This window comes from Streptomyces sp. F001 (genome assembly GCF_004187715.1).
Classification (GTDB): Bacteria; Actinomycetota; Actinomycetes; order Streptomycetales; family Streptomycetaceae; genus Streptomyces; species Streptomyces flavusporus.
Genome location: NZ_QZWF01000003.1, coordinates 116,032 through 140,814, shown reverse-complemented (window position 1 = coordinate 140,814; position 24,783 = coordinate 116,032). Strand labels below are relative to the sequence as shown.

Sequence of the window (24,783 nt, the reverse complement as noted above, 5' to 3'; positions counted from 1 at the left end):
CGCCTGCTAGAGGTCGGCCGGGACCTCGGCGGCGCTCAACGGGGCTGTCTCGTCCGCATCCTCCGGCTTTGGCCGGGCCGCCTTGGCCTTCGCCTCCTCCGCGGCGCGGTCCACCTTCTCCGGCGTAACGAATCGATAACCGACGTTCCGGACGGTCCCGATCAGCGACTCGTGCTCGGGTCCGAGCTTGGCGCGCAGCCGTCGTACGTGGACGTCGACCGTGCGCGTACCGCCGAAGTAGTCGTAGCCCCAGACCTCCTGCAGCAGCTGGGCGCGGGTGAAGACCCGGCCGGGGTGCTGCGCGAGGTACTTCAGGAGCTCGAACTCCTTGAAGGTGAGGTCGAGGACGCGGCCCTTGAGCTTGGCCGAGTAGGTCGCCTCGTCCACCGACAGGTCACCGTTGCGGATCTCCATCGGAGAGTCGTCGTTGACGATCTGCTGCCTGCCCATGGCGAGCCGGAGCCGTGCCTCGACCTCGGCCGGGCCGGCGGTGTCGAGGAGCACGTCGTCGATGCCCCAGTCCGCGGTGACGGCGGCGAGCCCGCCCTCCGTCACGACGAGGATGAGGGGACAGCCGGGGCCCGTGGAACGGAGCAGCTGGCAGAGGCTGCGCACCTGCGGCAGGTCACGGCGGCCGTCGATCAGGATGACGTCGGCACCCGGGGTGTCGACGAGGGCGGGCCCTTCCGCCGGAGCCACGCGCACGTTGTGCAGCAACAGGCCGAGCGCGGGCAGCACCTCCGTCGACGGCTGGAGAGCGTTGGTCAGGAGCAGCAGAGAACTCATACGTCTGGTTCCTCCTCGGTCCCTGCGAGGACGTTTGCGGTACTGCGCTGCGATCCCGGGGCCCCGTACACCTGCGGTTTTCCGCTTCGTATACAACGCTTCCGAAAGCACAAAAGGACCCGGGGGCTACGCTGCCCGAGTCCTCTGCCCAGCAGAATAGCCCACATGAGCAACGGTCCGGCAGGTCATGTGGCACGATCCAGCACCGTTCGTCCGAAGTATGAGACGCCGGGGGTGAGCAGACCCGCACCATTGCGGACGTTTCTGCGCACCGCCGACGGTGTGACGATCGACGCCGTATACGACCCGGGTGACGTCGTATACGAAACCTTTACGGCCCCGTTCGGCCATCCGGTGTTCGTCGTCGCGCACGGTTTCACCGGGGACGCGGACCGGCCGCACGTCCGACGGGTGGCGCGGGCCCTCGCCCGGTACGGCGCCGTCGTCACTTTCTCCTTCCGGGGGCACGGGGCGTCGGGCGGACGGTCGACCGTCGGCGACCGTGAGGTGCTCGACCTGGCGGCCGCGGTGACCTGGGCGCGCCGGCTCGGGCACGCGCGCGTGGTGACCGTCGGCTTCTCCATGGGCGGCTCGGTGGTGCTGCGGCACGCGGCGCTGCACGGCGGGGAGCGCGAGGGGCGCACGGACGCGGTGGTGTCGGTGAGCGCGCCGGCCCGCTGGTACTACCGGGGCACGGCGCCCATGCGGCGCGTGCACTGGCTGGTGACCCGCCCCGCGGGCCGGCTGGTCGGCCGCTACGGCTTCCGTACGCGCATCCACCACCGGGACTGGAACCCGGTCCCGCTGTCCCCGGTCGAGGCGGTTCCCCGGATAGCACCGACCCCGCTGCTCATCGTGCACGGCGACCGCGACGGCTACTTCCCCGTCGACCACCCCCACATGCTAGCCGCGGCCGCCGGCGACCATGGCGAACTCTGGCTGGAGCCCGGCATGGGCCACGCCGAGCACGCGGCCGCCGACGAACTCCTCGCCCGTATCGGGGACTGGGCTGTCAGCAGGGCGGGCTAGCGTCTCTGACTGGCCTAGTGATCCCCAGTGTTGCTCAGGGATGTGAGCCAATCGCCTTCGTGCCCTGGTACTGAACGGCAGGAGCCGTCAGCCCGCGTGGCACGTCCCTCCGGACGCTGGTCGGCCAGGACGTATGCTCCGACCGAGGAGGGTGCCCGACGTCGCCTGGGCGCCGGGCGTGCGCGTGACAGTCTGCCACAGGACCGCTACAGATAGCTAATCCGACTAGTGAGCCTGGCGGTGTTCACCGCCGAATGGACCAGAGGAACGAGATGGCAAAGGTCACGGTGCGCTACTGGGCCGCCGCGAAGGCCGCGGCCGGGATCGCCGAGGAGCCGTACGACGCGGCCACGCTCGCCGAGGCGCTCGACGCCGTGCGCGAACGACACCCCGGTGAACTGACGCGCGTTCTGCAGCGATGCTCCTTCCTCGTCGACGGTGACCCCGTGGGCACCCGCGGGCATGAGACGGTACGGCTGGCCGAGGGCGGCACGGTCGAGGTGCTCCCGCCGTTCGCAGGAGGGTGACCACACCGATGAACAACCAGCCGTATCAAGGTCCGTACGAGAACTCCTACGACGGGTCCTCCGACGGCCGGTACGAGGGCTACGACCCGTACCAGCAGCAGGCATCGCAGCCCCAGGCCCCCCAGGCATGGCCCGGGCACCCGCAGTCGTACGACGATCCGCAGGCCGCCCAGCAGTACACGCAGCAGTGGCAGGGGCAGACCTGGGAGACGGACGTGCACCCGCCGGTCGCCGCCGTCGACCCGGCCGAGACGGCGTACCTGCCGCCGCAGTCGCCCGCCTACGGGACCACCGGCCAGTACCTGCCCCCGCAGAGTGCGAACGCCGGGTGGGACCGGCCGGACCGGCCCACGCCGCCCGAACCGACACCCGCGCCCCCCGCCGCCGACTCCACGGGCCCTGCCTACGGCCCCGCCACCATCGCCGGGAATGCCCGCATCACCGACGCCCAGCGCGCCCGCCTCGAAGGCCGCTCCCCGATCATCGAGCCCGGCATGCAGCCCGCCGCGCTCACCGCGCTGCTCGGCCTGCTGCTGTCCGGCACGGCGGCGCTCGGCGAGTACGCCCTGCTCGTACCGCTCGTCGTCCTGCAGGCGGTCACCGCCGCGGGCTGGTTCCGGCTGAACGGCATGTGGCCGGCCCGGCAGGGCATCGCGCTGGCGTTCGCGGGCGCGCTGACCGCCGACGCGGCGCTGCTCGTCGCGGGCCGCGATCAGGGGCCCGCCGCGATCCTGGGCACCCTCGGCGTCTGGGTCCTGCTGACACTGGTCCTGCAACTGCGCTCGCACGCCGACCCCGACACACGGATGTACGGCCTGATGGCGACGGTCGTCTCGGCCGCACTGGCCATCGTGGCGGGCGGCTACCTCGCCGCCGAGCCGGACGCGGTCATGGTCGGGGCCGCCGCGGTGGCCGTGGCGGTTCTCGCTCGCGCGCTGCCGCTGCCCACGCCGGCCTCCGTGGTCGTCGCGCTGCTCGCCGCGGCCGGTGCGGGTATCGCGGTGGGCAGCATGACCGACGTGGGAACGGGGGGCGCGCTGCTGGGCGCGGCGGCCGCGGCCTGCGCGCTGATCGGCCACCGGGTCGCGAGCTACGACTACCCGTCCCGGTTCGTCCACTTCACGGCGGGCGTCGCCCTGCCGCTGAGCGTGGCGGCACCGGTGGTGTGGGTGCTGGGGCGGGCGCTGGTCTGAGGCACGGCCTGTTGTCACAGGTGATCGACAATTCCGCGGTGGGCCTTCCCGGCCGGGTTACCGTGACCCCTCGACCTGAAGACCGCCGAGGTGGGGGAACATGCGCGCGCTGCGAATACTTCTGATCGTCGTCGTGGTCCTCGGCGGCCTGTTCGTGGCGGCCGACCGCCTCGCCGTGAACTTTGCCGAGGGCGAGGTCGCGGACCGGCTGAAGACCACCGAGAACCTGGCCGCCACCCCGGATGTGTCCATCAACGGCTTCCCGTTCCTCACCCAGCTCGCCGGCGGCACGCTGGACGACGTCGAGGTCGGCATCAAGGACTACGAGGCGGCCGCGGGCGACGGTGAGCGGATCCGCATCGACGACCTGACGGCGAACATGAAGGGCGTCGAGTTCTCCGGCGACTACAGCTCCGCCACGGCCGCCTCCGCCACCGGTACGGCGACCATCGCCTACGACGAGCTGCTCAAGGCTGCCAAGTCCGAGCCCACGGAGGTCGCCCCCGGCATCACCGCCCGCGTGGTGGGCCTCTCCGACGGCGGCAACGGCAAGATCAAGGTCGGGCTGGAGGTCGACGCCCCCGTGATCGGCACCCGGCAGATGTCGGTGCTCAGCACGGTCAGCGTCAAGGGTGACACCGTCGAGGTGCGCACCGACTCGCTGCCGGACCTGGCGGGCCTCGACCTCGCCGAGGACTCGGTCCGCGAGATCACCGACTTCCAGCAGGCCATCGACGACCTCCCCGGCGGCGTCCAGCTGGACAAGGTCGAGGCGGCGCCGAACGGGGTGGAGATCTCGGTGCAGGGTTCGAACGTGCAGCTGGCCGGGTAGGACCAGCCCGGACGGCGTCCGGCTGTCCGACAGGCGAGACGCCCCCGTCCGTACCGCAGATGTGCGGCGTACACAAGCGCCCGGGAGCCGTGTCACGGCGCTCCGGGCGCTTCTTCGTTCTCGCATGCCGGACGATCGTGTCTCACGATACGACACACCGGTGACACGCCCGCCCGACCGTCCCTAAGCTCGACGCCATGAAGCGACAGGCGGATCTCACGAAGCGGCGGGCAGTAGACCTGTGCCGCGTTGCCGCCATGCTCTGTCGCACCTTCTGAGCGGAAGCCCCGACTTCCGCGTTCCCCTGCCCTGATTCAGGGCATCCGTGCGCCGCGCCGGCCCCGGCATCAGCGCACCCTCGCACTCGCACGTCCCGCCGCAACTGCCCCGGAGGAGAAAGAGCATGAGCCGCAGCGACGTCCTGGTAGACGCCGACTGGCTGCAGGAGCACCTGGACGACCCGAACATCGCCATTGTCGAGGTCGACGAGGACACCACCGCCTACGAGAAGAACCACATCCGAGGCGCCATCCGGATCGACTGGACCAAGGACCTCCAGGACCCGGTCCGCCGTGACTTCATCGACCAGGAGGGCTTTGAGAAGCTCCTCTCGGCGAAGGGCATCGGCAACGACACGCTGGTGATCCTCTACGGCGGCAACAACAACTGGTTCGCGTCCTACGCCTACTGGTACTTCAAGCTCTACGGCCACGAGAACGTCAAGCTGCTCGACGGCGGCCGCAAGAAGTGGGAGCTGGACGCCCGCGAGCTGGTCGAGGAGGTGCCGGAGCGTCCGGCCACCACCTACACGGCCAAGCCGCAGGACACCTCCATCCGCGCCTTCCGTGACGACGTGGTCGCCGCCATCGGTGCGCAGAACCTGGTCGACGTCCGCTCGCCCGACGAGTTCTCCGGCAAGCTGCTCGCCCCGGCGCACCTGCCACAGGAGCAGTCGCAGCGTCCGGGTCACGTCCCGACCGCCCGCAACATCCCGTGGTCGAAGAACGCCAACGACGACGGCACCTTCAAGTCGGACGACGAGCTCAAGGAGCTCTACGCCGACGAGCAGGTGGACCTGGCGAAGGACACCATCGCCTACTGCCGCATCGGTGAGCGCTCGGCCCTCACCTGGTTCGTCCTGCACGAGCTGCTGGGCGTGGAGAACGTCAAGAACTACGACGGCTCCTGGACCGAGTACGGCTCCCTCGTCGGCGTGCCGATCGAGCTCGGCGCCGGCAAGTAACCAACCCCGACCGACCTTTCCAGGCCTTTCTGGACCTCTTCAGGAGAAACGACATGTGTGGAGCGAAGGCCGGCGGCCCCGACGCCTCGACGATCAAGCCCGGTGAGACCACCATCCAGGGCCAGGTGACGCGTGACGGCGAGCCGGTGACCGGCTACGTCCGCCTCCTGGACTCGACCGGCGAGTTCACGGCGGAGGTCCCCACCTCCGCGACGGGCCAGTTCCGCTTCTACGCGGCCGAGGGCACCTGGACCGTCCGCGCCCTCGTCCCCGGCGCCACCGCCGACCGCACGGTCGTCGCCCAGCAGGGCGGCCTGGCGGAGGTCGCGATCGCGGTCTGACGGCACCCCGTACGAGACGAAGGGCCGCGGCCCCCGGGTTGGACGCCTGGGCCGCGGCCCTTCGGCGTGTTACGGGCCTACCCTGGAGTCATGTACGCACGGCGGCGGCACGTCTACTTCGCCATGATGGGAACGTGCCTCACGCTCTTCGTCCTGGCGTGGGGTGTCGTGCGCCTGTGGTCGACGGCGGCCGCCGTGGCCATGTGCGTGGTCGCCATGGTCATCCCACCCGTCGCCGCGATGATCGCCAACCGCCGGGGTCCGGAGGACCGCTGGTGGGACGACCCGTCGGGCGACCCGCAGTCCGACGAGTGGTGGGACGAGCTGGACGGCAAGAAACGGCCGCGGTAGGAAGACGTGCATGTCGCCTACGAGGCTGTCCACCGTGGTGCTCGACGCGCACGACGCGCATGAACTCGCCGGCTTCTATCTGCGGCTGCTCGGCTACGAGGTGCGTGCCGAGGAGCCCGACTGGCTGCTCATCGGCCCGCCGCCCGGCACCGAGGGCCTGGCCCTGGCCTTCGAGACCGAACCCGGGTACGTACGGCCCGTCTGGCCCACCAGGAACCCCGGCGACCAGCAGATGATGCTTCACCTGGACGTCGAGGTCGACGACCTGGAGGGCGAGACGCGGCGCGCCGTGGCCGAGGGGGCCACGCTCGCGGCGTACCAGCCACAGGACGATGTGCGGGTGCTGTTCGACCCGGCGGGGCACCCCTTCTGTCTGTGGACCGAGACCGGTCAGTAGACCAGCGCCTGGGTGTCCTCCGCGAGGGACTCCTGCACGAACACCTGCGCGCCCGCGATCCGCACGCCCTCGATGACGTCCTTCTCCGTGATGTCGCGGCGGGCCGCGCACTGGGTGCACAGCGTCAGCCGGCCGCCCACCAGGACCGACTCGATCAGCTCGGGCAGCGGCGCCGCGTGCGGCAGCTCGAACTCGGCCGCGCGGCCCGGCAGGGCGAACCACGCGGACTCGCCGGTCAGCCATACGGAGACGTCGACCCCACTCGCGACGGCCACCGCCGCCACCGTGAACGCCTGCGAGCAGCGTTCGGGGGCATCGGTCCCCGCCGTCACCTTGATCACGAGCTTCTTCGCCATGGCCGAATCGTAATCAACGCAGCTACAACCCGCGGAGTTGACCATGAGTCTCCTGTGCAGCGCGGAACGGAATCCGCGCTTCACGTTCTGTGGGGGACGTCTTGGAAGTCTCGCAACTACCGGAAGCTCCGGAAGCACCGGCACCGCGCCGAAGGGGCCGTACGGCGCTGCTGATCGCCGTGGCTGCCGCCCTCGGCGTCGTTGCCGGTACCTGCGCCGGATACGTCGTGCAGGCCGACCGGCGGCCCACCGCGCTGCCGCCGCTGTCCCAGCCCGCGGTCGGGCAGGCGAAGGGCGAGGCCGAACCGCTGTCGGCCGCGCAGGACCGCCGCGTCAGAACCGACGGGGACCTGCGCGAGCTGCTGCTGGAGCGCCCGAAGGGGGCGCGGGAGAGCGAGTTCCTCGCGGGCAGCGACGGCTGGCTGGAACTCGCCGACTACGCCGACCAGTTCGAGGAGCCGTCCACCGCCTTCGGCAACCTCGTCGACGACGAGTTCCGCCGCGCGGCCGCCACCGGGTGGGAGGTCGGCAGCACGCACACCGTCGAGATCCGTCTCGTGCAGTACCGGCAGGAGGAGTACCTGGCGGCCGCCGAATGGGCGGAGAGCGGCTACTACTGGGCGGAGGACCAGCCCGACACCCGCAGCTGGCCCATCCCGGGCACGGGCGACGGCATGGCGTACGTGCACGACACTCCCGAGCAGGAGTCCGGCTACCAGCCGCTGTACTCGGCGGAGGCGCACGCCTGGCGCGGTGACATCGCGATGGAGATCTGGATCTACGACACCAAGCCGATCTCCAAGAAGGAGATCACTGATCTGGCCAAGCGGCAGATGGGGCGGCTGTGACCGAGAACCTGGAAAACCGGGAACAGACGCCTGAGCCGGCGACCGGGGAGGGCCGCGAGTCGGCGTCGGGGCCGGTAGCCGAGCGGGCACCCGGGTCTGTGCCCGAGTCGGCGTCTGACGCCGTTTCCGAGGGTTTGCTCGGGCCGGTGGCCGGGGCGGTGCCTGGGGCTGGGGCCGAGTCGGCGTCTGACGTCGTTCCGAGGGTTTGCTCGGTCGGCGGTCGGGGCGGTGCCTGGGGCTGGGGCCGAGTCGGCGCCCGACGCGTTTCCGAGGGTTTGCTCGGGTCGGCGTCGGGGCGGTGCCTGGGGCTGGGGCCGAGTCGGCGCCCGACGCCGCTGCCGAGGGCTCGCTCGAGTCGATGGCCGGGGTGGCGCCCGGGTCGGTGGCCGAGCAGGTGCCCGGGGTGGCCCGCGTTGACGCCTGTGGGGGTTGGAGCTGAGGCCGTCTGAGGGGGTCCGAGGGGCTGGCCGAGCCGGGGTCGGGACAAGCGCCCGTGGCGGCGCGGGGCTTGTCGTCGCCGGGGCCTCGTGGCGCTCGGGGTGCTGGTCGGTGGGGTCGGGTTCACCGTCGTGACCGTTCAGGACGCTGATCGTGATCCCGGTGCGCCCACCTGGAAGTTCCCCAGGACCGTCGCCGACGACGAGGAGGCGCAGGGGGAGGCCTCGGGGCTGCGTGGCCTGCTGCTGCCGTACGAGGACGACCTGTACATGCCCGGTCCCGATCTCGCCGAGTTCGGCTCCGACGTCGAGCTCAGCGGGCGTCAGGCCACCGCCCTGCGCAAGGAGTCGATCAAGGATCTGCCGCGCTCCGCGAGGCGGGAGATGGAGAAGGAGATCGACAAGCAGCGCATCACGGGCATGGTGATGCGCAGCTACCTCTACGCCGAGCCGTTCGCCGTGTCGGACGACAAGACCTTCACGGTCAGTGTCGTGCTGTCGCAGATGGAGAACCGCAACGCCGTACGCGGGATCTCGACGAGCCAGAACGATGTCTTCGCCGCTCTGGACATCTTCCGCGAGGGTCCGAAGATCAAGGGCCACAAGAACGCCCGCTGCTTTCTGACACCGGAAGTCGAGGAATCGGGCATCGACCGGATGATCTGCTCGGCCTACCAGGGAGACGTGCTGGTCAACGCCACCGCGTCCGGAATCGGCCCGCTCGACTCCAAGGCCGTCGCCACGTTCCTCGCCGACCAGCTCGACCGCATCGACACCCCCGGGGAGGCCGTATGACCGAGCAGACGCACGCCACGGAGGAGCAGCCGGTCGTCATACCGCCGCTGCCCGAGGCGCCGCCCGCAGTGCCCACGGCAGAAGCCCCGGCAGAGGCTCCGGCTGAACCCCCGGCTGAACCCCCGGCGAAGAAGGACCGCCGCGCCCTGCGGGCCGTCCTGCGCTGGACCGCCGCCGTCGTCGTCTTCGCGACTGTCGGCGCCGCGACGGCGTACGGCATCACCCGGCTGGAGCGCACGGACGTACCCGGTCTCGCCACGGAGTCGGACGGGCGCTGGCCGTACCCGGAGATCACCAGGCCGCCGCTGCCGTCCGGCAGCCCAGAGCCCTTCGCCGACGTCAACGCGGCCGGCATCCACCACGCCGACCTGCGCGAACTGCTCCTGCCGGCGCCGAAGGGCGCGAAGGCGGACCAGTCCCTGCGCGGTGCGGACGGCTGGCTGGCCACGAAGGAGTTCCTCGGGGAGTTCCAGTCGAAGGAGGACCGGGAGGACTTCGGGCAGGACCTGACCGACCACGGCCTGCGGCACATCGCGGCCCGCGGCTGGACCACCGAGGACGGCACGCACACGCGGATCTACCTGCTCCGGTTCAACACCGCGGCCGTCGTGGACGAGCTGTTCTCGGGCGAGCTCGCACAGTTCGCCGGCCCGGGGTACACGGTGCGCGGCGCGGACGCCACGATGTACGACGAGAAGTTCCCGGAGAAGGCCCGCAGCGACGACGTCCAGCAGTCCGTCTATGTCGAGGCCAAGCCGTACGGCGACGAGCAGGTCCGCCAGGCCTACCTCTCCGCCGGTGACGTCCTCGCAGTGATCCTGCAGTCTCGCAAGGGCGCCGCCGCGGCCGTCCCCTTCCAGCAGACGGTCGTCCTGCAGAGCCAGCTGCTCGGCTGAGGGCGTACCTCACAAAGAGCGCCGGGCCCCACCCGCGTAAGCTGGGGCCCGGCCCCGTGCACCACGCACCTCCGCTCACCAAGGAGCATCCCGTGATCGTCTTCTTCGAAGTCCTTCTGGTCCTGGTCTGCGTCGGCGTCCTCGCCTTCACCGGCCTGGCCGTGAAGAAGCTGTACCAGGGCCAGCGCTGACCATCGCCATAGCCATTACCGACGTACGAGACTTCTGAGCTGATCATGATCGAGATCCCGTCCGACCTCCACAAGGACCTCGTCCCGCTTGCCTTCCTGCTCGGCAACTGGGCGGGCGCGGGTGTGCACGACTTCCCTGGTGCCGAGAAGTGCAACTTCGGGCAGGAGGTCACCTTCACGCACGACGGCCGGGACTTCCTCGAGTACCAGTCCCACACCTGGGTGCTGGACCAGGAGGGCAACAAGGTCAGGCCGCTGGAGTCCGAGCACGGCTTCTGGCGGATCGACGCCGACCGCAAGGTCGAGGTCACGATGACCCGCGACGACGGCGTCATCGAGATCTGGTACGGCGAGCTGGCCGACCAGAAGCCGCAGATCGACCTGGTCACGGACGCGGTCGCCCGCACCGCGGCTTCCCGCCCCTACAGCGGCGGCAAGCGGCTGTACGGCTACGTCAAGAGCGACCTGATGTGGGTCGGCGAGAAGCAGACGCCCGAGGTCGAACTGCGGCCGTACATGTCGGCCCAGCTGAAGAAGGTCGTCACCCCGGAGGACGTGGAGCGCTGGGCGAAGGCCCTGCCGGACGACCTGCCCGACGACGGCATCGCCTTCTTCAAGTAGGCCTTTCCTCATCTGGCTCTAGACTTCCAGTGTGGTGAGCACCGACTGGAAGAGTGACCTCAGGCAGCGCGGCTACCGGCTGACGCCGCAGCGGCAGCTCGTGCTCGAAGCCGTGGATCACCTGGAACACGCGACCCCCGACGACATCCTCGTGGAAGTACGGAAGACGGCGTCGGGGGTCAACATTTCCACGGTCTACCGGACGCTGGAGCTGCTGGAGGAGCTCGGGCTGGTCAGCCACGCGCATCTCGGGCACGGCGCGCCCACCTATCACCTGGCCGACCGGCATCACCATCTCCACCTCGTCTGCCGCGACTGCACGAACGTCATCGAGGCCGATGTGGAGATCGCCGCCGATTTCACCGCCAAGCTGCGGGAACGCTTCGGCTTCGACACCGACATGAAGCACTTCGCGATCTTCGGCCGGTGCAAGGACTGCTCGGCTGCGAGGAGTTCACCTACCGAGTCGTAGGCTTGGGCGTATGAAGAGCCCCCTGCTGTCCCTGCCCGGCGCCGTCCCCGCCGAGGGTGTGGACGAAGGCGTCGCCGCCCACTACGGTGACCTGTTCCGCGAGCAGCGTGCCCTCGCCGGCGGCACCGGCTTCGTCGACCTCTCGCATCGCGGAGTCGTCGCCGTGTCCGGCGAGGACCGGTTGAGCTGGCTGCATCTGCTGCTCACCCAGCACGTCAGCGAGCTGCCCGTGGGCGAGGCCACCGAGGCACTGATCCTGTCCGCGCACGGCCACATCGAGCACGCGCTGTATCTCGTCGACGACGGCGAGACCGTCTGGGCGCACATCGAACCCGGCACACAGGACGCACTGATCGCATACCTGGAGTCGATGAAGTTCTTCTACCGGGTCGAGGTCGCCGACCGGACGGCCGACTTCGCGGTCCTGCACCTGCCGGCCGGTTCGATCGCCGAGGTGCCGGAGGGCACCGTCGTACGGGAGACGGCGTACGGGCGTGATCTGTTCCTGCCGCGCGCGGACCTCGAGTCGTACGCCGAGAAGGCCGGTCCCCCGGCCGGGATCCTGGCGTACGAGGCGCTGCGCGTCGAGCAGCACCGGCCGCGGCTCGGCTTCGAGACCGATCACCGCACGATCCCGCACGAGCTGGGCTGGATCGGCACTGCCGTGCACCTCCAGAAGGGCTGCTACCGGGGCCAGGAGACCGTCGCCCGGGTGCAGAACCTGGGCAAGCCGCCGCGCCGGCTGGTCTTCCTGCACCTGGACGGCAGCGAGGTGCACCTGCCGACGCACGGCACCGAGCTGCGCCTCGCGGACGACGGCCCCGACGGCCGCAAGATCGGTTTCGTCACGACGTCCGTACGCCACCACGAACTGGGCCCGATCGCCCTCGCCCTGGTGAAGCGAAACGTCCCGGTGGACGCACGGCTGGTGGCCGACACGACGGCGGCGGCGCAGGAAGTCGTGGTCGAGCCGTAGCACCTGGTAGCCCGCGGGCAGTCGTGCCTCCCCCAGAGGGGGGACCCCCAGGGCGGCACGGGTGGGCGCTGGGGGTCCCCCTGGGGGAGGCACCCCGTCGGCGCCGGGCTGCGCGACCCACCCGGACGCCGACACCAACGCGGGGCCTACATCTCGAGCAGCACTGTAAACGGCCCGTCATTAGTCAAAGACACCCGCATCCGCGCCCCGAACCGCCCCGTCGCCACGGTCGCCCCCAGCCCCCGCAACTGAGCGACCACCTCGTCGACCAGCGGCTCGGCCACCTCGCCGGGCGCGGCCGCGTTCCAGGTGGGCCGCCGCCCCTTGCGGGCATCGCCGTACAGGGTGAACTGGCTGATCACAAGCAGTGGAGCGTCGACGTCGCTGCAGGACTTCTCGTCGTGCAGCATCCGGATCGACCAGAGCTTGCGAGCGAGCTGGGCCGCCTTCTCCTTGGTGTCCTCATGGGTCACGCCGACCAGGACGCACAGCCCCTCACCGATGATCTCCCCGACGGTCTCGCCGTCCACGACGACGCTCGCGCCGTCCACCCTCTGCACCACTGCACGCATACGACCATCATGCCGGTCTGCGCCATCCGGCTTCGCAGATGGTCCGTACCAGCACTCTTTTTGATCCCTAACCCCCCATCTGGGGTCGTTCGGGGGCACTAAGTCTCATACGGGCCACTTGGGGTGGCACGATGTTGCCCCAGCCGGTTGAGGGGACGGTAGAGGCACATGAGCACACCGAGTACCGGGCAGCCACCTGTGGTTGTCTCGTTGACCCACGTGGGAGGCGGAGAGTCACTCCGGCCGCCCGTGCAGCGCACCGACAGCCCGCAGCTGCCCCCGGATCCGCCCGAGCACGATCTGACCGCGCTCAGCCTGCCCGAACTACGCATCCTGCGCCGGGACGCCCAGCGCGACGAGGCCGACCTCAGTTACGTACGCCGGCTGCTTCAGGGGCGGATCGACATCCTGCGCGCGGAGCTGGCCCGACGCGGGCCGAAGTCCCTGCTGGAGGCGGGCGAGGCGTCCGTCGTCGAGCGGCTCTCGGAGATCCTCACCGACGCCCCCGCCCGGCACCGCTCCTCCGCCCGCCATGTGACGCTGGGCACCCCGCACAGCGAGGAGTACCGGCGGCTGGCCGCCGAGATGCTCGCCGAGGTCGAGCTGTCGGCCCTGGATGCACGGACGGACCTGGAGCTGACCACCGCGATGGGGCGTCTGGTGCGCTACGAGCAGCAGGTCTCCCGGCGCAGGCAGCGGCTGCAGCGGACGGCAGACGGCTGCAGCGCGGAGATCGCCCGCCGCTACCGTGAGGGGGAGGCGCAGGTCGACGACCTGCTGATGTGACGCCCAGGCACGCGGGCCGGTGGGGAGAGGCGGGCGGTTCTCGGGCGGTCTTCTGATCCGCCCACCCGCCGTCAAATCCCCGCGACACCCTGACCCGCGTACGCCTACGGTGGCCCCATGAGCAGCCGCGACGACCTTGCCGTACGCCCGATCACCGAATCCGACTTCGAGGACTGGCATCGCGCCCTGAACGTCGGCTTCCTGCGGGAGCCGAAGCTGACGGAAGAGCAACTTCAGGCCCGCCGCCACCAGTTCGTGCCGGGCAGACTGCTCGGTGCGTTCGACGGCGAGCGGTGTGTCGCGACGTTCCGGTCCTTCGCGCAGGAACTCACGGCCGTGGGCGGCGCCGCCGTGCCGGCCGACGCCATATCCAATGTCACCGTCACCCCCACGCACCGTCGCCGCGGCCTCCTCAGCCGCATGATGACCCAGGACCTGGCGGCGGCGAAGGAACGCGGGGACGTCGTCGCGACTCTGATCGCCGCCGAGTACCCGATCTACGGCCGCTACGGCTTCGGACTGGCCACCTGGACGACCGAGTGGACCATCGACGTGCCCCGCACCGGCCTCGACCCCCGCTGGTCGGGCCCGCAGGACGGCGGCCGGATCGACGTCGTGGAGGGCGAGGACATCCGCAAGCTCGGCCCCGAACTGCACGAACGGCTGCGCCGCGCCCAGCCCGGCGCGGTCAGCCGGGGCGAGCTGTGGTGGCGGTACAACACCGGCGCCCTGCGCTACAACGGGTCCTGGACCGAGCCCTTCTACGCCGTCCACCGCTCAGCCACCGGCGAGGTCGAGGGCATGGTGTCCTACGAGGCCGACGACAACTGGCACGGCAAGCAGCCGCACGACACCGCCGACGTGAACTGGCTGATCGCGGTGACCCCGGCCGCCGAGCGCGCCCTGTGGCACTACCTCTGCTCGATCGACTGGATCACCCAGGTGAAGACCGGCTGGCGGGCCCCGGACGACCTGCTGCCGCTCTATCTGCCGGACCCGCGTGCCGCCCGTGTCACCACGCAGGCCGACTGGCTGTGGGTGCGGATCCTGGACGTCGTACGGGCGCTTGAGGCGCGGACGTACGAGGGGGAGGGCTCGCTGGTGCTGGAGGTGGTCGACGCGGGAGGGCTCGCGGGCGGACGGTACCGGCTCGAGGCGTCTGCGGCAGGTGCGTCCTGTGCGCCGACCACGCAGAGCGCCGACCTCACGCTGGACGTCGGCGACCTGGCGGCGTTGTGGCTCGGGGACGAGTCGGCGGTGCGGCTCGCGACGCTGGGCCGGGTGCAGGAAGCACGAGCGGGCGCCGCCCGGTCGGCCGACGCCCTGCTGCGCACGTCCAGGCGGCCTTGGTGCCCGGACCTGTTCTGAGTGCTCCCTTCTGCCGACGGCGGGTGGACTCATCCGTAGCGTGCTGTTGAGTTGTGGTTGTTGTTCAGTTGTGGCTGTGCGGTGTGCTTGTTCCGCTGTTCGGTTGTCGCTGTTCAGTTGTGACTGTGCAGACTGACCGGGCTCCCGGCTCCCCTCCGGAAGGGAGCCCGGCCAGCCGGATCCTGGGCGTCAGCCGCTCTGGGCGAGCAGCATCACGAGGAGCACCGCTCCGATGCCCCCGAGCATGGTGTTCTTGGCCTTGACCCCGATGGTCAGCGCGACGAGGGCGACGAGGCCCATGGGGCCGAACTTCCACTGGACGAACTGCTCGACTCCGATGGCCAGGGCGGCGATGACGAGGGCGATGAGCGGCATTCGGTCCCCCCTTCGGGACTGTTCGACCCTGGTGGCCAACCTCCGGGAAGTATGACCATGTTGTTGAAGTTGGCGACCAACTCCACTGTACTTATCTCCACTTGGAAGCGTCTCATAACCACCTACTTCTGAACTGCCAGAAGATGGCGGGAAGTTGTAGTGTTTGGTTGTGGAGCCGGAACACGCCTCCGTCAATGGGCGGAAGAGGCCACACCCGCCCCAGAAGACACACCGTGACGTGGCAGACGTGCTGCGCGCCCGGATCAGGTCCGGGGCGCTGCAGCCGGGCCAGCGCATGCCCACCCAGGCCCAGCTGGCCGACGAGTTCGGTGTCGAGCGCGCGGCGGTCCGGCAGGCGTTGCGCATCCTGCAGGCGGAGCGGCTGCTCACCAACGTGTCCAAAGGGAGCCCCGCGACCGTGGCGCCCGACCCGGACCGGGTGCTGGCCGGCCCGGGAGCCCCGCCGCAGCCCACCACCGTGGCCCTCGCGCCCCGCATAGCGGCCGCCTTCGCGGCCCCGCACGTCGAGATCGACGCCCTGTGCCTGACGTCGATATCCCTCACGCTCTCCATCGGCGAGCCGCTGCGCCGGATCCACGCAGGGCAGCTGAAACCGGCCAAGGTCGACGTCCGGGTCCTGCTGCCGTCCCGGGACATCGACCTCGCCTTCCCGGCGCCGGTGGACCCCGCCGACGCCGACCGGCTGCACGAGCGCTGGCTCGCGATGCGCAACGCCCAGGGCCAGGTCCTCCAGCACAACCTGCTCGCCCTGCGTGCCTCGCACGGCATCGACGTGCATGTCTCCTTCCGTGCGCTGCCGTTCACGCCGCCGGTGAAGCTGTACCTGCTCAACGGCATGGAGGCGCTCTTCGCGTACTACACGCTCCGGCGGCGCGAGGAGGAGATCGACCACGAACAGCTTCAGCTGTACGACGCCGAGGGCACCCAGTCGATGCTGTTCGCCTTCGAGCAGGGCGCGGGCCTGCGCGACACGACGTTCGTCGAGCAGTCGCACCTGTGGTTCAACGCGTTGTGGGAGACGATCAGTTCGGAGCTGGTGCTCACGAGCTGAGCGCCTCCCGGGGTGTGGCTCCTGCGGGCGCCGGTCGTTCACATGGCGGGGCCGGTCAGGAGAAGTGCGAGCACGACCGCCCCGACGGAGCTGACGGCCGGGCTCTTCGCCTTGATGCCTATGGTGAGCAGGAGCAGACCGACGACACCGGTGGCGCCGTACTTCACTTCGACCATCTGCTCGAAGCCGACGACGAAGAGGGCGGAGAGGAGGGCGAGGGCAGGCACGATGGTTCCCCCTTCGGGCGTTGAGGAGGCAAAGCCTCCGCCAACTCAAGCCATTCAGTGCTAAGTTGGTAGCCAACTCTGTATAAGTTGTCCCCACTTGGCTGCTAGCTATAAACAACTTCCAAACAAGTGCCCTTAGATGGCTTTGAGTTGTAACGTTTGGTCGTGACCCAGGAGAACGTGGCAGTGAACGGCATGAGAAGGCTCACGGCCCAGGAGATCGCCGACACCCTGCGGGAACGCATCCGCACCGGCGATCTGAAGGCGGGCGACCGCCTGCCCACCCAGGCAGAACTCGCCGAGGAGTTCGGCGTGGAACGCGGGACCGTCCGTCAGGCCCTGAGGTCCCTCCAGGAGGACGGCCTCCTCACCAACGTCAGCAAGGGCAGCCCACCCCGCATCGCGGAACCGTCCCCGACGAGGAGCGAACCCCAGCCGACGATGGTGGGCCTGGCTCCGCGCCTGACGGAGGCCTTCGCGGCCCGCAGGGTGCGCATCGACGCGGCCTGCCTGACCGCCGAGACCCTGATGCTGGCACTCGGCGACCCGGTCCGGGCCATCCACGAGGGCCGCGTCCACCCCGAGTCCATCGACGTCCGCATCCTGCTGCCCTCGCGGGACATCAACCTGGCCTTCCCGATCTCGGTCGAGGGCGGCGGCGACGACGACCCCGTCCACCAGCGCTGGCTCGCCCAGCGCAACGCCCAGGGCCACGTCCTTCAGCACAACCTCCGCTCCCTGCGCGCCTCGCACGGCATCGACGTGACCGTCACCTTCCGCGCGCTGCCCTTCACCCCGCCGGTGAAGCTGTACCTCCTCAACGGCACGGAGGCGCTGATCGCGTACTACATGGTCACGCGCCGCGCCGAGGACGACGGGACCGGACCCCTGGACATGTACGACGTCCTGGGCACCGAATCCCTCCTCTTCTCCTTCGAGCAGCATGCCGCCAGCCGGGACGCGGCGTTCGTGGAGCAATCCCAGAAGTGGTTCGACGCCCTCTGGGAAACCATCACGACGGACCTGACACTCTCCTAGTGACTTCTGATACGACGCAGACTGATGCGGTGACATCTCAGACCGGGAACGAGACCGATGGACTGCGGGAACTGATCACAGGTGCACGTGTGGTGCTCTGGGACTTCGACGGGCCGATCTGCCGGCTCTTCGCCGGGCACTCGGCGGAACGGGTGGCGAGCGATCTGGTGGACTGGCTCGAGGGCCGGGGCCTGCACGGTCTGCTGACCGAGCAGGAACGCGAGTCCCTGGACCCGCACGCCGTGCTGCGCGCGGTCGACCGGCGGCACCGCGGCAGCGACCTGGTCGCCGAGTTGGAAGAACGCCTCACCCATGAGGAACTCAAAGCAGCCTCCTCCGCCATGCCCACCGCCTACGCCGATCCGCTGATACGCACCTGGACGGCCGTGGGCTCCCGGCTGGCGATCACCTCCAACAACTCCCCCCGGGTGATCAGCAGGTACCTGGGGGACCGGGGCCTCACCGGCTGTTTCGCGCCGCACATCTACGGCCGTACCGAGGACCTCAGCCGCCTCAAGCCCGACCCGCACTGCCTCATCCGCGCCCTGCGCGCGGTGGGCGCGGCTCCCTCGACCGCCCTGATGATCGGCGACACCCCCTCGGACCTGGAAGCCGCCCGCAGGGCCGAGGTCCCGTTCCTCGGCTACGCGCGTAACCGGCCCAAGGCAAAGCTGCTGGAGGACGCCGGCGCCACACTGGTCGTCCGCTCCCTGCAACCCGTGCTGGATGCGGTGCGCGGTCAGGCCTGAGTCATCAGCAGCGCCAGCGCCACCGCGCCCCCGACCGCCAGACCGCTGTGCCGCGCACGGATGCCCACGCCGATCAGGAACAGCAGCCCCAGAGCCACCGCGCCACCTGTCTCCTGCGCGAACAGGCCGCCGCCGACCCTGAGGAGCCCCCCAAGTGTGTGGTGCAGAAGCATGCCCTCCACCTCCCCTCCGCCTGCCGTGAAGTGCTCAATCGTCAGTCCAATTGGACTGGTTGGCTGAGTAGGGTCTCCCCGGCCCGGCTGATCGGTTAACCAGCCGGCCGACACGGAAGGCTGGTTGGCCGGAATTGGTGTGCTGATGGACGGCAAGCGGTACGGTCAACAGGTGGACGAGCGGCAGCACGGTACCGGCGAGGGCGGCGGCAGGGAGTTCCAGAAGGTCGCCGATGCGCTGCGGGCCCGGATGACGGACGGGAGGTACCCGCTGCGCTCCTTCCTGCCGTCCCAGCGCGACCTCGCCGAGGAGTTCGGGGTCTCCCGGGACACTGTCCAGCGGGCGTTGCGCGAGCTGGCCGACGAGGGCTGGATCGAGTCCCGGCAGGGCAGCGGATCGCGGGTGGTCAAGGCGCAGCGGATCCAGTCCTCGGCGGCCAAGGCGACCCGGTCGCCCGGCGGCGTGACACTGGGCCCGCTCATCAGCGAGGCCTTCGAGCAGCCCCAAGTCGCGCTGGACGTCTACACGTTGACCTCCGAAACTTTGGACGCGCACATCCGGCTGCAGGCGGAGCGGATCCGTGGTGGCTCCATCTCACCCCAGCACATCGGTCTGCGTATGCTGCTGCCCGCGAGGGACCTGCCGCTGCCGTATCCGCGGGTCATGGGTGACCCGAGCGACGCGCGTCTGCGGCAACGCCTGAACGCCATTACCGACCGCCACACCGAGTCCCTGCGGGGAGTGCTGGAGGAGCTGCGGACGGAGGAGCTGGTGCCGTCCGTCGACGTGCAGATCCGTCATGTGCGGCTCACTCCGGCCTTCAAACTCTACGTGTTCAACGGGGTCGAGGTGTTGCACGGCCCCTACCAGGTGCTCGAACGTCAGTTGGTACTGGACACCGGCGAAGCGGTCACCGCGCTGGACGTCCTCGGGCTCGGCGCCACGCTCACCCACCATGTGAAGGAGGGCGCCCACCCGGACTCACCCGGGTCGGTTTTCGTGGACAGTATGCAGGCGTGGTTCGACTCGGTCTGGGCCCTGCTGGCGGATCGGGACTGAGTCGTGCGATAGCGTGCCCCCACCGCATGAGCAAGCGCTCACATCCGTACGTATGAAGTGGCGGACAGCCACACTCGAACGGCCTCTCGCGGAAGTGTGGCAAACCACCCATTGTGCCCACTCGACGGGGGCTCTGCTCGTGCGGAGTGTGAGCTGGGTCTAACGTTTGCCCGTATTCATCCCTGCGCGAAGACCGGAGCGGCCAGTGGGTGCACCCTCAGTTCCCACCCGACGCCTGTTCGGGGCGCGTGCCGCCGGTGATCTGCCCGCCGTCAAGGCGTTTGTGGCAACCGCGGCGGCATGGGGGAACGCAAGCAGCGGGCATCACAACAAAAACTACGTGATGCCTCTGACGGAGGACCTGGCACGGTTACTGGGCCTGGAGGCCGGCGCGTCTGTCACCGTAAGGATCCGGCGCGATGACGCGGTGCCCGTCGTGATCAGGACATGGCAGGACGAAGCGCAGATCCTCGACGCTATCGGCGGCATCCTGCCCCATGTGCCACAGTGCCTCGCCAAAGGTGACGGGTTCGCGATCCACAGCTATGTGGAAGGTGAACCGCTCTCCAGTGTCTGCGGGAACGGCAAGCCCGTGGACACCGTGCTGATGAATGAACTGGTCGGACTGCTCGCGCAGCTGGCCCAGGTACGCAGAGGTGCGCTGCCCCCTCTCCCGGCATACTGGCCCGGAAACGACACGGACAGTCAGGGCTTCCTCCAGACCCTTGCACGCCGGGCGGACGAGCAGATCCGGCAGACCAATTGGCCTGCCTTTGGTGGACTGTTCACGGCGCTGGGCATTCCGGAAGACGCAATGGTGCGCCTGCGGGAACGGGTGCCGGTCATGACGCGGAGGCCCTACAGCCTGCTGCACGGGGATCTCCACCGGGACAACGTGATCACGTCGCCCGGCGGTCATCTGCCCCTCACCTGCGTCGACTGGGAACTGGCGACCTACGGAGATCCGCTGCACGACCTGGCGACCCACCTCGTGCGCATGCAATATCCGTCGTTCCAATGGGGCGAAGTGACCGATGCGTGGGCGAAGGCCATGGAGCGGATCCGCCCGGCAGCCGTGCGCGGTCTGGGCAGGGATCTGCGCCACTACCTCGACTTCGAGCGGGCCCAGTCCGTCTACCCGGACGTCGTGCGGGCCGCACGCTCCCTGGAGGAATCGTTCGAGCTGAGGAGCCTTGACGAGGCGACGGCGTCGGTGTCCCGGGCCCTGGAGGCCGCCGCAGAACCACTCCGGCTCAACCGTGTTCCGGGTACCCAGGAGATCGAGACGATCCTCTACCGCTGGCGAGCCTCCCGTCGCGCTGCGACCTGCGGTGCCCACGGCTCGGTCGCGAAGGCATTCGACTGGGAGCCGGACGAGAGAGTGCCGGAGCACCCCGGCTTTCCCCGCACCGCTGTGGCAGAGGCGCTGCGCGAGGAGGGGGCGGCGCCGGCCGGCCGGGTGTTCAAGGGCACGGCACACCTCAATTCCGTGGTCAGGGTAAGTGGAGTCGACTTCCCGGTTGTGGTGCGCCGCATGGTGGCGAACGTCTGCCGTCGAGAACCCAGCTACCTCAGCGAACACGCCGTGCTCCAGGCCATCGAGCAGTCACGGGTCGAAGTGGCGGCACCGAAGGCCCTCGCGCTGGGCAGAAGCTACCAAGGGGAACCGTTCGCCATTCACACCTATGTCGGGCCTTACGCCGGTTCGCCCGACATGGACCGTCCTCCGAACCACCCGGTGCACGGCCTGCTGCCGCATGAGGCGGACGGACTCGTCGACCAGCTCCGCGCTCTGACCGAGGTGGATTACACGCAGGTCGACCCGACGGCCGGCGAGGGCGGCTTCCACGCCTGGCTGTGCGATCAACTCGTCGCGCTGGTACGCGACTTGCCCAAAGAGTCCCAACAGCTCGCCAGGTTGCTGGGGCTGCCCGACGCCGACCGTCTCAGCCAGATCCTGTCCCGCTACCAGGTGACCCACCGAAAACCGGCGCTGCTGCATGGAGACCTGAACCCGTGGAACCTCGTACGCCGTGACGACCGCCTGGCGCTGACGATCATCGACTGGGAGATGGCCCTTGTCGGTGACCCCCTCTACGACCTGGTTCGGCACATGCACCTCACCCCGACCAGGCCGGAAATCCGGGACCGCATGTTCCGGCGTTGGGAGAGCCGGCTGCCCGTCGTACACACCCGGGACTGGCGCAAGGACTGGCGTGTCTACCGGTGGATCGAGATCGTTCGCTCCGCCTACGTGGACCTGGACCGTTTGGTGACGGGCGCGAGCCTGGACGCCCCGAACGTCCGCCGTGCCGTGGACTCGTACGCGATGACTCTGGTTGCCGCCACGGGCTCCCTCGGCCTGCCCTTGCGCGCAACGGCCAACCCGTATCTTGCTCGCGCCCTGGCCTGACGGGACCATGGCAAGGCGAGGCGTGGTGACCGCGAGCATGTGACGCCCCGTCGGTTCAGCGGCACGGGGGAGGCGGCGCGACATGTCCGTGCGAGGGAGCAGGCGGTCCGACGGCGGCCTGACGGGCGCCTGCGGTGTGCGGTGCAGGCGCCCGTGGTCGGTCAGGTGGCGGCGTCGAGGAGGGGGATCAACTGCTCCTCCTCGTATGCCAGATGCGCCTCCAGCTCGGCCGTGAGGCGTTCGACCTCCGCGCGTGCGGCGGCCGGGTCCTCCGCCGCGACCGCCCGGCGCAGTTCCTCGACCAGCTCCGCGATCCGCTCGTGCTCCTCGCGCAGCCGCTCCAGCGTGGGGGCGGACGCGGGGTGGCGGTCGGCCAGGAACGGGAACAGGCCCAGGTCCTCGCCGGTGTGGTGGTTGTGCAGGCCGTGGCAGAAGGTGAGGCAGTTGACGCGCAGCTGTGCGCCGAGCTGCGGGCTGTTGCCGTCGATGCTGCTCATCTCCTGCCGGATCAGGGCGAGTTCCCGGCGGAAGGCGTCGTGGACGACCTTGATCGCCTCTCCCATGGAGCCGGCGTTGATGTTCGGGGGCCCGTCGCCGGCGATCTCGTACAGCGCCACGACCGGTATCACCCGTCGCGTCTTCTCCTGATACGCCGCCCAGCCGGGGTCCGCCTCGACGGCCCGAGCGAAGGCACGGTCGCGCTCCTCGCCGTCCAGCACCACGGCCCGCGCCTGGTAGGTGAATGCGCCACTCTCCACGGTGACTTCGGGGTGGGCGACCAGGTTGTGATACCAGGCCGGGTGCCGGTGGGCGCCGCCCGCGGAGGCGATGACCAGGATGCGTTCGGCGCCGTCGGGGAGGTAGCCGACGGGGGTGGTGTGCTGGGCGCCCGAGCGGGCCCCGGTGGTGGTCAGGAGGATGAGCCGGGCGCCCTCGAAGTGGCCGCCGACGCGGCCTTGGTTGGCGCGGAACTCTTCGATGACCTGCTGGTTGAAGTCGTTGATGATGTCGTTGGGCATGCGCTTCCTTCTGTGTTCCTTCTCTGTCGTCGTCTTCTGGGACGTGTGCGCAGAGAAAGAACGGCGGGCTCCTGGCCCGCCCCGACCTCACTCGGAGGCCGGGCACCCAACTCGCTCGCGGCACTCGGCCGCAAACCCGGCAGTCATGGGGGCACAGTAGCGTAGGTCGTGATGCTCCTCTTCCTGGATATCGACGGGACGCTGCTCCCGTTCGGGGCGGGGGACCCGTACCCGGCGTACGAGACACCCTTCGAGCTGACGGCCGAGGCCGCCGCACACCCCCTGCTGGCCAGGATCGACCCCGCGCTCGGGCCCCGGCTGCTGATGCTGGGGTGCGAGCTGGTGTGGGCCACGACGTGGCTCGATGACGCCAACGCCTGCGTGGCGCCCTGGCTCGGCCTGCCGCCGTTGCCGGTGGTGCACTGGCCGGACGAGCCGGAAGGCCCGGGTCCGCTGCACTGGAAGACCCGGTCCATCGTCGCGTGGGCGGCCGGGCGCCCCTTCGTCTGGCTGGACGACGAAATCACCGGCGCCGACCGGGACTGGGTGGCCGCCCTTCCTCTCCCCGAACGGGCGCTGCTGCACCGCGTCGACCACCGGCACGGACTGACCGACGACGACTTCGGGGTCGTGGAGGAGTGGCTGGGCGGCCGCTGACGCCGGTTCGCTCAGCGTCGGCCGAGCAGCTCCGTGACCCGGATGTACCCGTCCGTTCCGTGGCCCAGACCGATCACCCGGCGGGCCTGGCCCTCGACCGCGCGCATCACGCCCGCCTCGATGCCGTGCGCCTCGGAGGTGTCGATCACGTGGGCCATGGAGGACACCGCGGAGGTGATCGGGTTGAGCTCGCCGGAGTACGTGCCGTCGTCGGCGTCGCCCGCGAACTCCGCGAAGAGCGGCGGCAGGATCGCGCCGATGCCCTGCGCGAAGGGCGCCAGCTCCCGCCCGGTGATGCCCTCCGCCCGGGCGATCGCCAGGGCGTGCGCGTAGCCCGCCATCGCCGTCCAGAAGATGTCGAGCAGCGCGACGTCGTACGCCGCGGCCCGGCCGATGTCCTCACCGAGGTGCGTGTGGGTGCCGCCGAGGACGTCCAGTACCGGCCGGTGCTCCCGGTACAGCCCCTCGGGTCCGCTGTGCAGGAACACCGCGTCGGGCGTGCCGATGGTGGTGGTCGGCGTCATGATCGCGCCGTCCAGGTAGCGGACGCCATGCCGGGTCGCCCAGTCGCCCGTGTCGCGGGCGCGGTCCGGGGTGTCGGCGCTGAGATTGACGACGGTACGTCCCTTGAGTGCCTCAACGACGGTGTCCCGGCGCAGGACGGCGTCCACGGCGTCGTAGTTCACCACGCAGACCACGATCAGTTCGCTCGCGGCGACTGCCTCCTCCGCGGACCGCGCCGTGATCGCCCCGCGGGCGACGAGTTCGCCGTCCCGGCCCGGGGTGCGGTTCCAGACCGTGGTCCGCAGGCCCGCGTCCAGGAAGGCACCGGCCAGGGCGCGGCCCATCGGGCCGAGTCCGAGGACGGTGACGGCGGACTGGTCGGAGTGGGTGGACATGATGCGACTCCCTTGGATCCCTTGGAATAGCTTGACGTTGCTGCCAGTTGAGATTGCCGATAATCCATGATGAATGGGGCGAAA

Annotated in this window: 30 protein-coding genes; 22 read left to right on the top strand and 8 right to left on the bottom strand. The window is 69.8% G+C overall.

Annotation, left to right across the window (positions count from 1 at the left end):
• Positions 1-6 precede the first annotated feature (6 nt).
• Complete coding sequence (locus StrepF001_RS13815; RefSeq protein WP_129798556.1) at positions 7-786, bottom strand: response regulator transcription factor; 780 nt, start codon at positions 784-786, stop codon at positions 7-9.
• Between the two features lie 165 nt (positions 787-951).
• Here StrepF001_RS13815 and StrepF001_RS13810 point away from each other — a divergent pair, with 165 nt between their 5' ends.
• The 8 genes from StrepF001_RS13810 (at position 952) to StrepF001_RS13775 (ending at position 6,699) form a co-directional block, all read left to right on the top strand.
• Positions 952-1,815, top strand: a complete 864-nt coding sequence (locus StrepF001_RS13810) for an alpha/beta fold hydrolase (protein ID WP_129798555.1) — start codon at positions 952-954, stop codon at positions 1,813-1,815.
• 272 nt (positions 1,816-2,087) lie between these two features.
• Positions 2,088-2,342 carry a MoaD/ThiS family protein gene (locus tag StrepF001_RS13805; RefSeq protein WP_129798554.1) on the top strand — a complete coding sequence of 85 codons (255 nt, stop codon included), beginning with the start codon at positions 2,088-2,090 and terminating at the stop codon, positions 2,340-2,342.
• A gap of 8 nt (positions 2,343-2,350) precedes the next feature.
• Positions 2,351-3,535: a hypothetical protein gene (locus StrepF001_RS13800; RefSeq protein WP_129798553.1), complete on the top strand. Its 1,185-nt coding sequence runs from the start codon at positions 2,351-2,353 to the stop codon at positions 3,533-3,535.
• A 100-nt stretch (positions 3,536-3,635) separates the two neighbouring features.
• Positions 3,636-4,367 (top strand): DUF2993 domain-containing protein, encoded by a 732-nt coding sequence (locus tag StrepF001_RS13795; RefSeq protein WP_129798552.1) that lies wholly within the window; start codon positions 3,636-3,638, stop codon positions 4,365-4,367.
• Between the two features lie 403 nt (positions 4,368-4,770).
• The gene (locus StrepF001_RS13790; protein ID WP_129798551.1) at positions 4,771-5,610 is read left to right on the top strand and encodes a sulfurtransferase; all 840 of its coding nucleotides are present in this window, start codon (positions 4,771-4,773) and stop codon (positions 5,608-5,610) included.
• Between the two features lie 53 nt (positions 5,611-5,663).
• Positions 5,664-5,951, top strand: a complete 288-nt coding sequence (locus tag StrepF001_RS13785) for a DUF1416 domain-containing protein (RefSeq protein ID WP_010351646.1) — start codon at positions 5,664-5,666, stop codon at positions 5,949-5,951.
• Between the two features lie 90 nt (positions 5,952-6,041).
• A complete protein-coding gene (locus tag StrepF001_RS13780; protein ID WP_129798550.1) occupies positions 6,042-6,302 on the top strand; it encodes a DUF3099 domain-containing protein in 261 nt (86 codons plus the stop codon).
• A 10-nt stretch (positions 6,303-6,312) separates the two neighbouring features.
• Positions 6,313-6,699: a VOC family protein gene (locus tag StrepF001_RS13775; RefSeq protein ID WP_129798549.1), complete on the top strand. Its 387-nt coding sequence runs from the start codon at positions 6,313-6,315 to the stop codon at positions 6,697-6,699.
• Here StrepF001_RS13775 and StrepF001_RS13770 read toward each other — a convergent pair.
• Complete coding sequence (locus StrepF001_RS13770; protein ID WP_129798548.1) at positions 6,693-7,055, bottom strand: DsrE family protein; 363 nt, start codon at positions 7,053-7,055, stop codon at positions 6,693-6,695. The two genes, StrepF001_RS13775 and StrepF001_RS13770, sit on opposite strands and share 7 nt — an antisense overlap.
• 179 nt (positions 7,056-7,234) lie before the next feature.
• Between StrepF001_RS13770 and StrepF001_RS13765 the strand changes: the two genes are divergently transcribed.
• The 6 genes from StrepF001_RS13765 (at position 7,235) to StrepF001_RS13735 (ending at position 12,291) form a co-directional block, all read left to right on the top strand.
• Positions 7,235-7,903: a hypothetical protein gene (locus StrepF001_RS13765; RefSeq protein ID WP_346656939.1), complete on the top strand. Its 669-nt coding sequence runs from the start codon at positions 7,235-7,237 to the stop codon at positions 7,901-7,903.
• Positions 7,904-8,472: 569 nt separating this feature from the next.
• A complete protein-coding gene (locus StrepF001_RS13760) occupies positions 8,473-9,135 on the top strand; it encodes a hypothetical protein (RefSeq protein WP_240797495.1) in 663 nt (220 codons plus the stop codon).
• A complete protein-coding gene (locus tag StrepF001_RS13755; RefSeq protein WP_165396264.1) occupies positions 9,132-10,031 on the top strand; it encodes a hypothetical protein in 900 nt (299 codons plus the stop codon). The genes StrepF001_RS13760 and StrepF001_RS13755 overlap by 4 nt, the downstream gene beginning before the upstream one ends.
• A 236-nt stretch (positions 10,032-10,267) precedes the next feature.
• The gene (locus StrepF001_RS13745) at positions 10,268-10,843 is read left to right on the top strand and encodes an FABP family protein (protein ID WP_129798544.1); all 576 of its coding nucleotides are present in this window, start codon (positions 10,268-10,270) and stop codon (positions 10,841-10,843) included.
• Between the two features lie 31 nt (positions 10,844-10,874).
• A complete protein-coding gene (locus StrepF001_RS13740) occupies positions 10,875-11,315 on the top strand; it encodes a Fur family transcriptional regulator (protein ID WP_129798543.1) in 441 nt (146 codons plus the stop codon).
• A 10-nt stretch (positions 11,316-11,325) separates the two neighbouring features.
• Positions 11,326-12,291, top strand: a complete 966-nt coding sequence (locus StrepF001_RS13735; protein WP_129798542.1) for a glycine cleavage T C-terminal barrel domain-containing protein — start codon at positions 11,326-11,328, stop codon at positions 12,289-12,291.
• A 146-nt stretch (positions 12,292-12,437) separates the two neighbouring features.
• Here StrepF001_RS13735 and dtd read toward each other — a convergent pair whose 3' ends face one another.
• The gene (gene dtd / locus StrepF001_RS13730; protein ID WP_129798541.1) at positions 12,438-12,863 is read right to left on the bottom strand and encodes a D-aminoacyl-tRNA deacylase; all 426 of its coding nucleotides are present in this window, start codon (positions 12,861-12,863) and stop codon (positions 12,438-12,440) included.
• Positions 12,864-13,031: 168 nt separating this feature from the next.
• Between dtd and StrepF001_RS13725 the strand changes: the two genes are divergently transcribed.
• Both StrepF001_RS13725 and StrepF001_RS13720 read left to right on the top strand, forming a co-directional pair.
• Positions 13,032-13,649 (top strand): aerial mycelium formation protein, encoded by a 618-nt coding sequence (locus StrepF001_RS13725; RefSeq protein WP_129798540.1) that lies wholly within the window; start codon positions 13,032-13,034, stop codon positions 13,647-13,649.
• Positions 13,650-13,766: 117 nt separating this feature from the next.
• Positions 13,767-15,017 carry a GNAT family N-acetyltransferase gene (locus StrepF001_RS13720; protein WP_129798539.1) on the top strand — a complete coding sequence of 417 codons (1,251 nt, stop codon included), beginning with the start codon at positions 13,767-13,769 and terminating at the stop codon, positions 15,015-15,017.
• Positions 15,018-15,206: 189 nt separating this feature from the next.
• On the opposite strand, the gene StrepF001_RS13715 is transcribed toward StrepF001_RS13720, so the two are convergent.
• On the bottom strand, positions 15,207-15,392 hold the full coding sequence (locus StrepF001_RS13715) for a hypothetical protein (RefSeq protein WP_129798538.1): 186 nt from the start codon (positions 15,390-15,392) through the stop codon (positions 15,207-15,209).
• A 163-nt stretch (positions 15,393-15,555) separates the two neighbouring features.
• Between StrepF001_RS13715 and StrepF001_RS13710 the strand changes: the two genes are divergently transcribed.
• Positions 15,556-16,464: a GntR family transcriptional regulator gene (locus StrepF001_RS13710; protein ID WP_129798537.1), complete on the top strand. Its 909-nt coding sequence runs from the start codon at positions 15,556-15,558 to the stop codon at positions 16,462-16,464.
• Between the two features lie 38 nt (positions 16,465-16,502).
• On the opposite strand, the gene StrepF001_RS13705 is transcribed toward StrepF001_RS13710, so the two are convergent.
• Positions 16,503-16,691: a hypothetical protein gene (locus StrepF001_RS13705; RefSeq protein WP_129798536.1), complete on the bottom strand. Its 189-nt coding sequence runs from the start codon at positions 16,689-16,691 to the stop codon at positions 16,503-16,505.
• 159 nt (positions 16,692-16,850) lie between these two features.
• Here StrepF001_RS13705 and StrepF001_RS13700 point away from each other — a divergent pair, with 159 nt between their 5' ends.
• Positions 16,851-17,729, top strand: a complete 879-nt coding sequence (locus StrepF001_RS13700) for a GntR family transcriptional regulator (protein ID WP_129798535.1) — start codon at positions 16,851-16,853, stop codon at positions 17,727-17,729.
• Positions 17,730-17,758: 29 nt separating this feature from the next.
• A complete protein-coding gene (locus tag StrepF001_RS13695; RefSeq protein ID WP_240797494.1) occupies positions 17,759-18,478 on the top strand; it encodes an HAD-IA family hydrolase in 720 nt (239 codons plus the stop codon).
• On the opposite strand, the gene StrepF001_RS13690 is transcribed toward StrepF001_RS13695, so the two are convergent.
• A complete protein-coding gene (locus tag StrepF001_RS13690; protein WP_129798533.1) occupies positions 18,469-18,651 on the bottom strand; it encodes a hypothetical protein in 183 nt (60 codons plus the stop codon). The two genes, StrepF001_RS13695 and StrepF001_RS13690, sit on opposite strands and share 10 nt — an antisense overlap.
• Before the next feature lie 145 nt (positions 18,652-18,796).
• Between StrepF001_RS13690 and StrepF001_RS13685 the strand changes: the two genes are divergently transcribed.
• On the top strand, positions 18,797-19,711 hold the full coding sequence (locus StrepF001_RS13685; protein ID WP_129799093.1) for a winged helix-turn-helix domain-containing protein: 915 nt from the start codon (positions 18,797-18,799) through the stop codon (positions 19,709-19,711).
• A 343-nt stretch (positions 19,712-20,054) separates the two neighbouring features.
• Positions 20,055-22,124, top strand: coding sequence for an aminoglycoside phosphotransferase family protein (locus StrepF001_RS13680; protein WP_129798532.1), 2,070 nt, complete (start codon positions 20,055-20,057; stop codon positions 22,122-22,124).
• Positions 22,125-22,285: 161 nt separating this feature from the next.
• Here the strand turns inward: StrepF001_RS13680 and StrepF001_RS13675 are convergent, their stop codons facing one another.
• Positions 22,286-23,131: a nitroreductase/quinone reductase family protein gene (locus tag StrepF001_RS13675; protein ID WP_129799092.1), complete on the bottom strand. Its 846-nt coding sequence runs from the start codon at positions 23,129-23,131 to the stop codon at positions 22,286-22,288.
• A gap of 183 nt (positions 23,132-23,314) precedes the next feature.
• Here StrepF001_RS13675 and StrepF001_RS13670 point away from each other — a divergent pair, with 183 nt between their 5' ends.
• A complete protein-coding gene (locus tag StrepF001_RS13670) occupies positions 23,315-23,800 on the top strand; it encodes an HAD domain-containing protein (RefSeq protein ID WP_129798531.1) in 486 nt (161 codons plus the stop codon).
• 11 nt (positions 23,801-23,811) lie between these two features.
• On the opposite strand, the gene StrepF001_RS13665 is transcribed toward StrepF001_RS13670, so the two are convergent.
• Complete coding sequence (locus StrepF001_RS13665; protein ID WP_346656946.1) at positions 23,812-24,717, bottom strand: NAD(P)-binding domain-containing protein; 906 nt, start codon at positions 24,715-24,717, stop codon at positions 23,812-23,814.
• Positions 24,718-24,783: the final 66 nt, after the last annotated feature.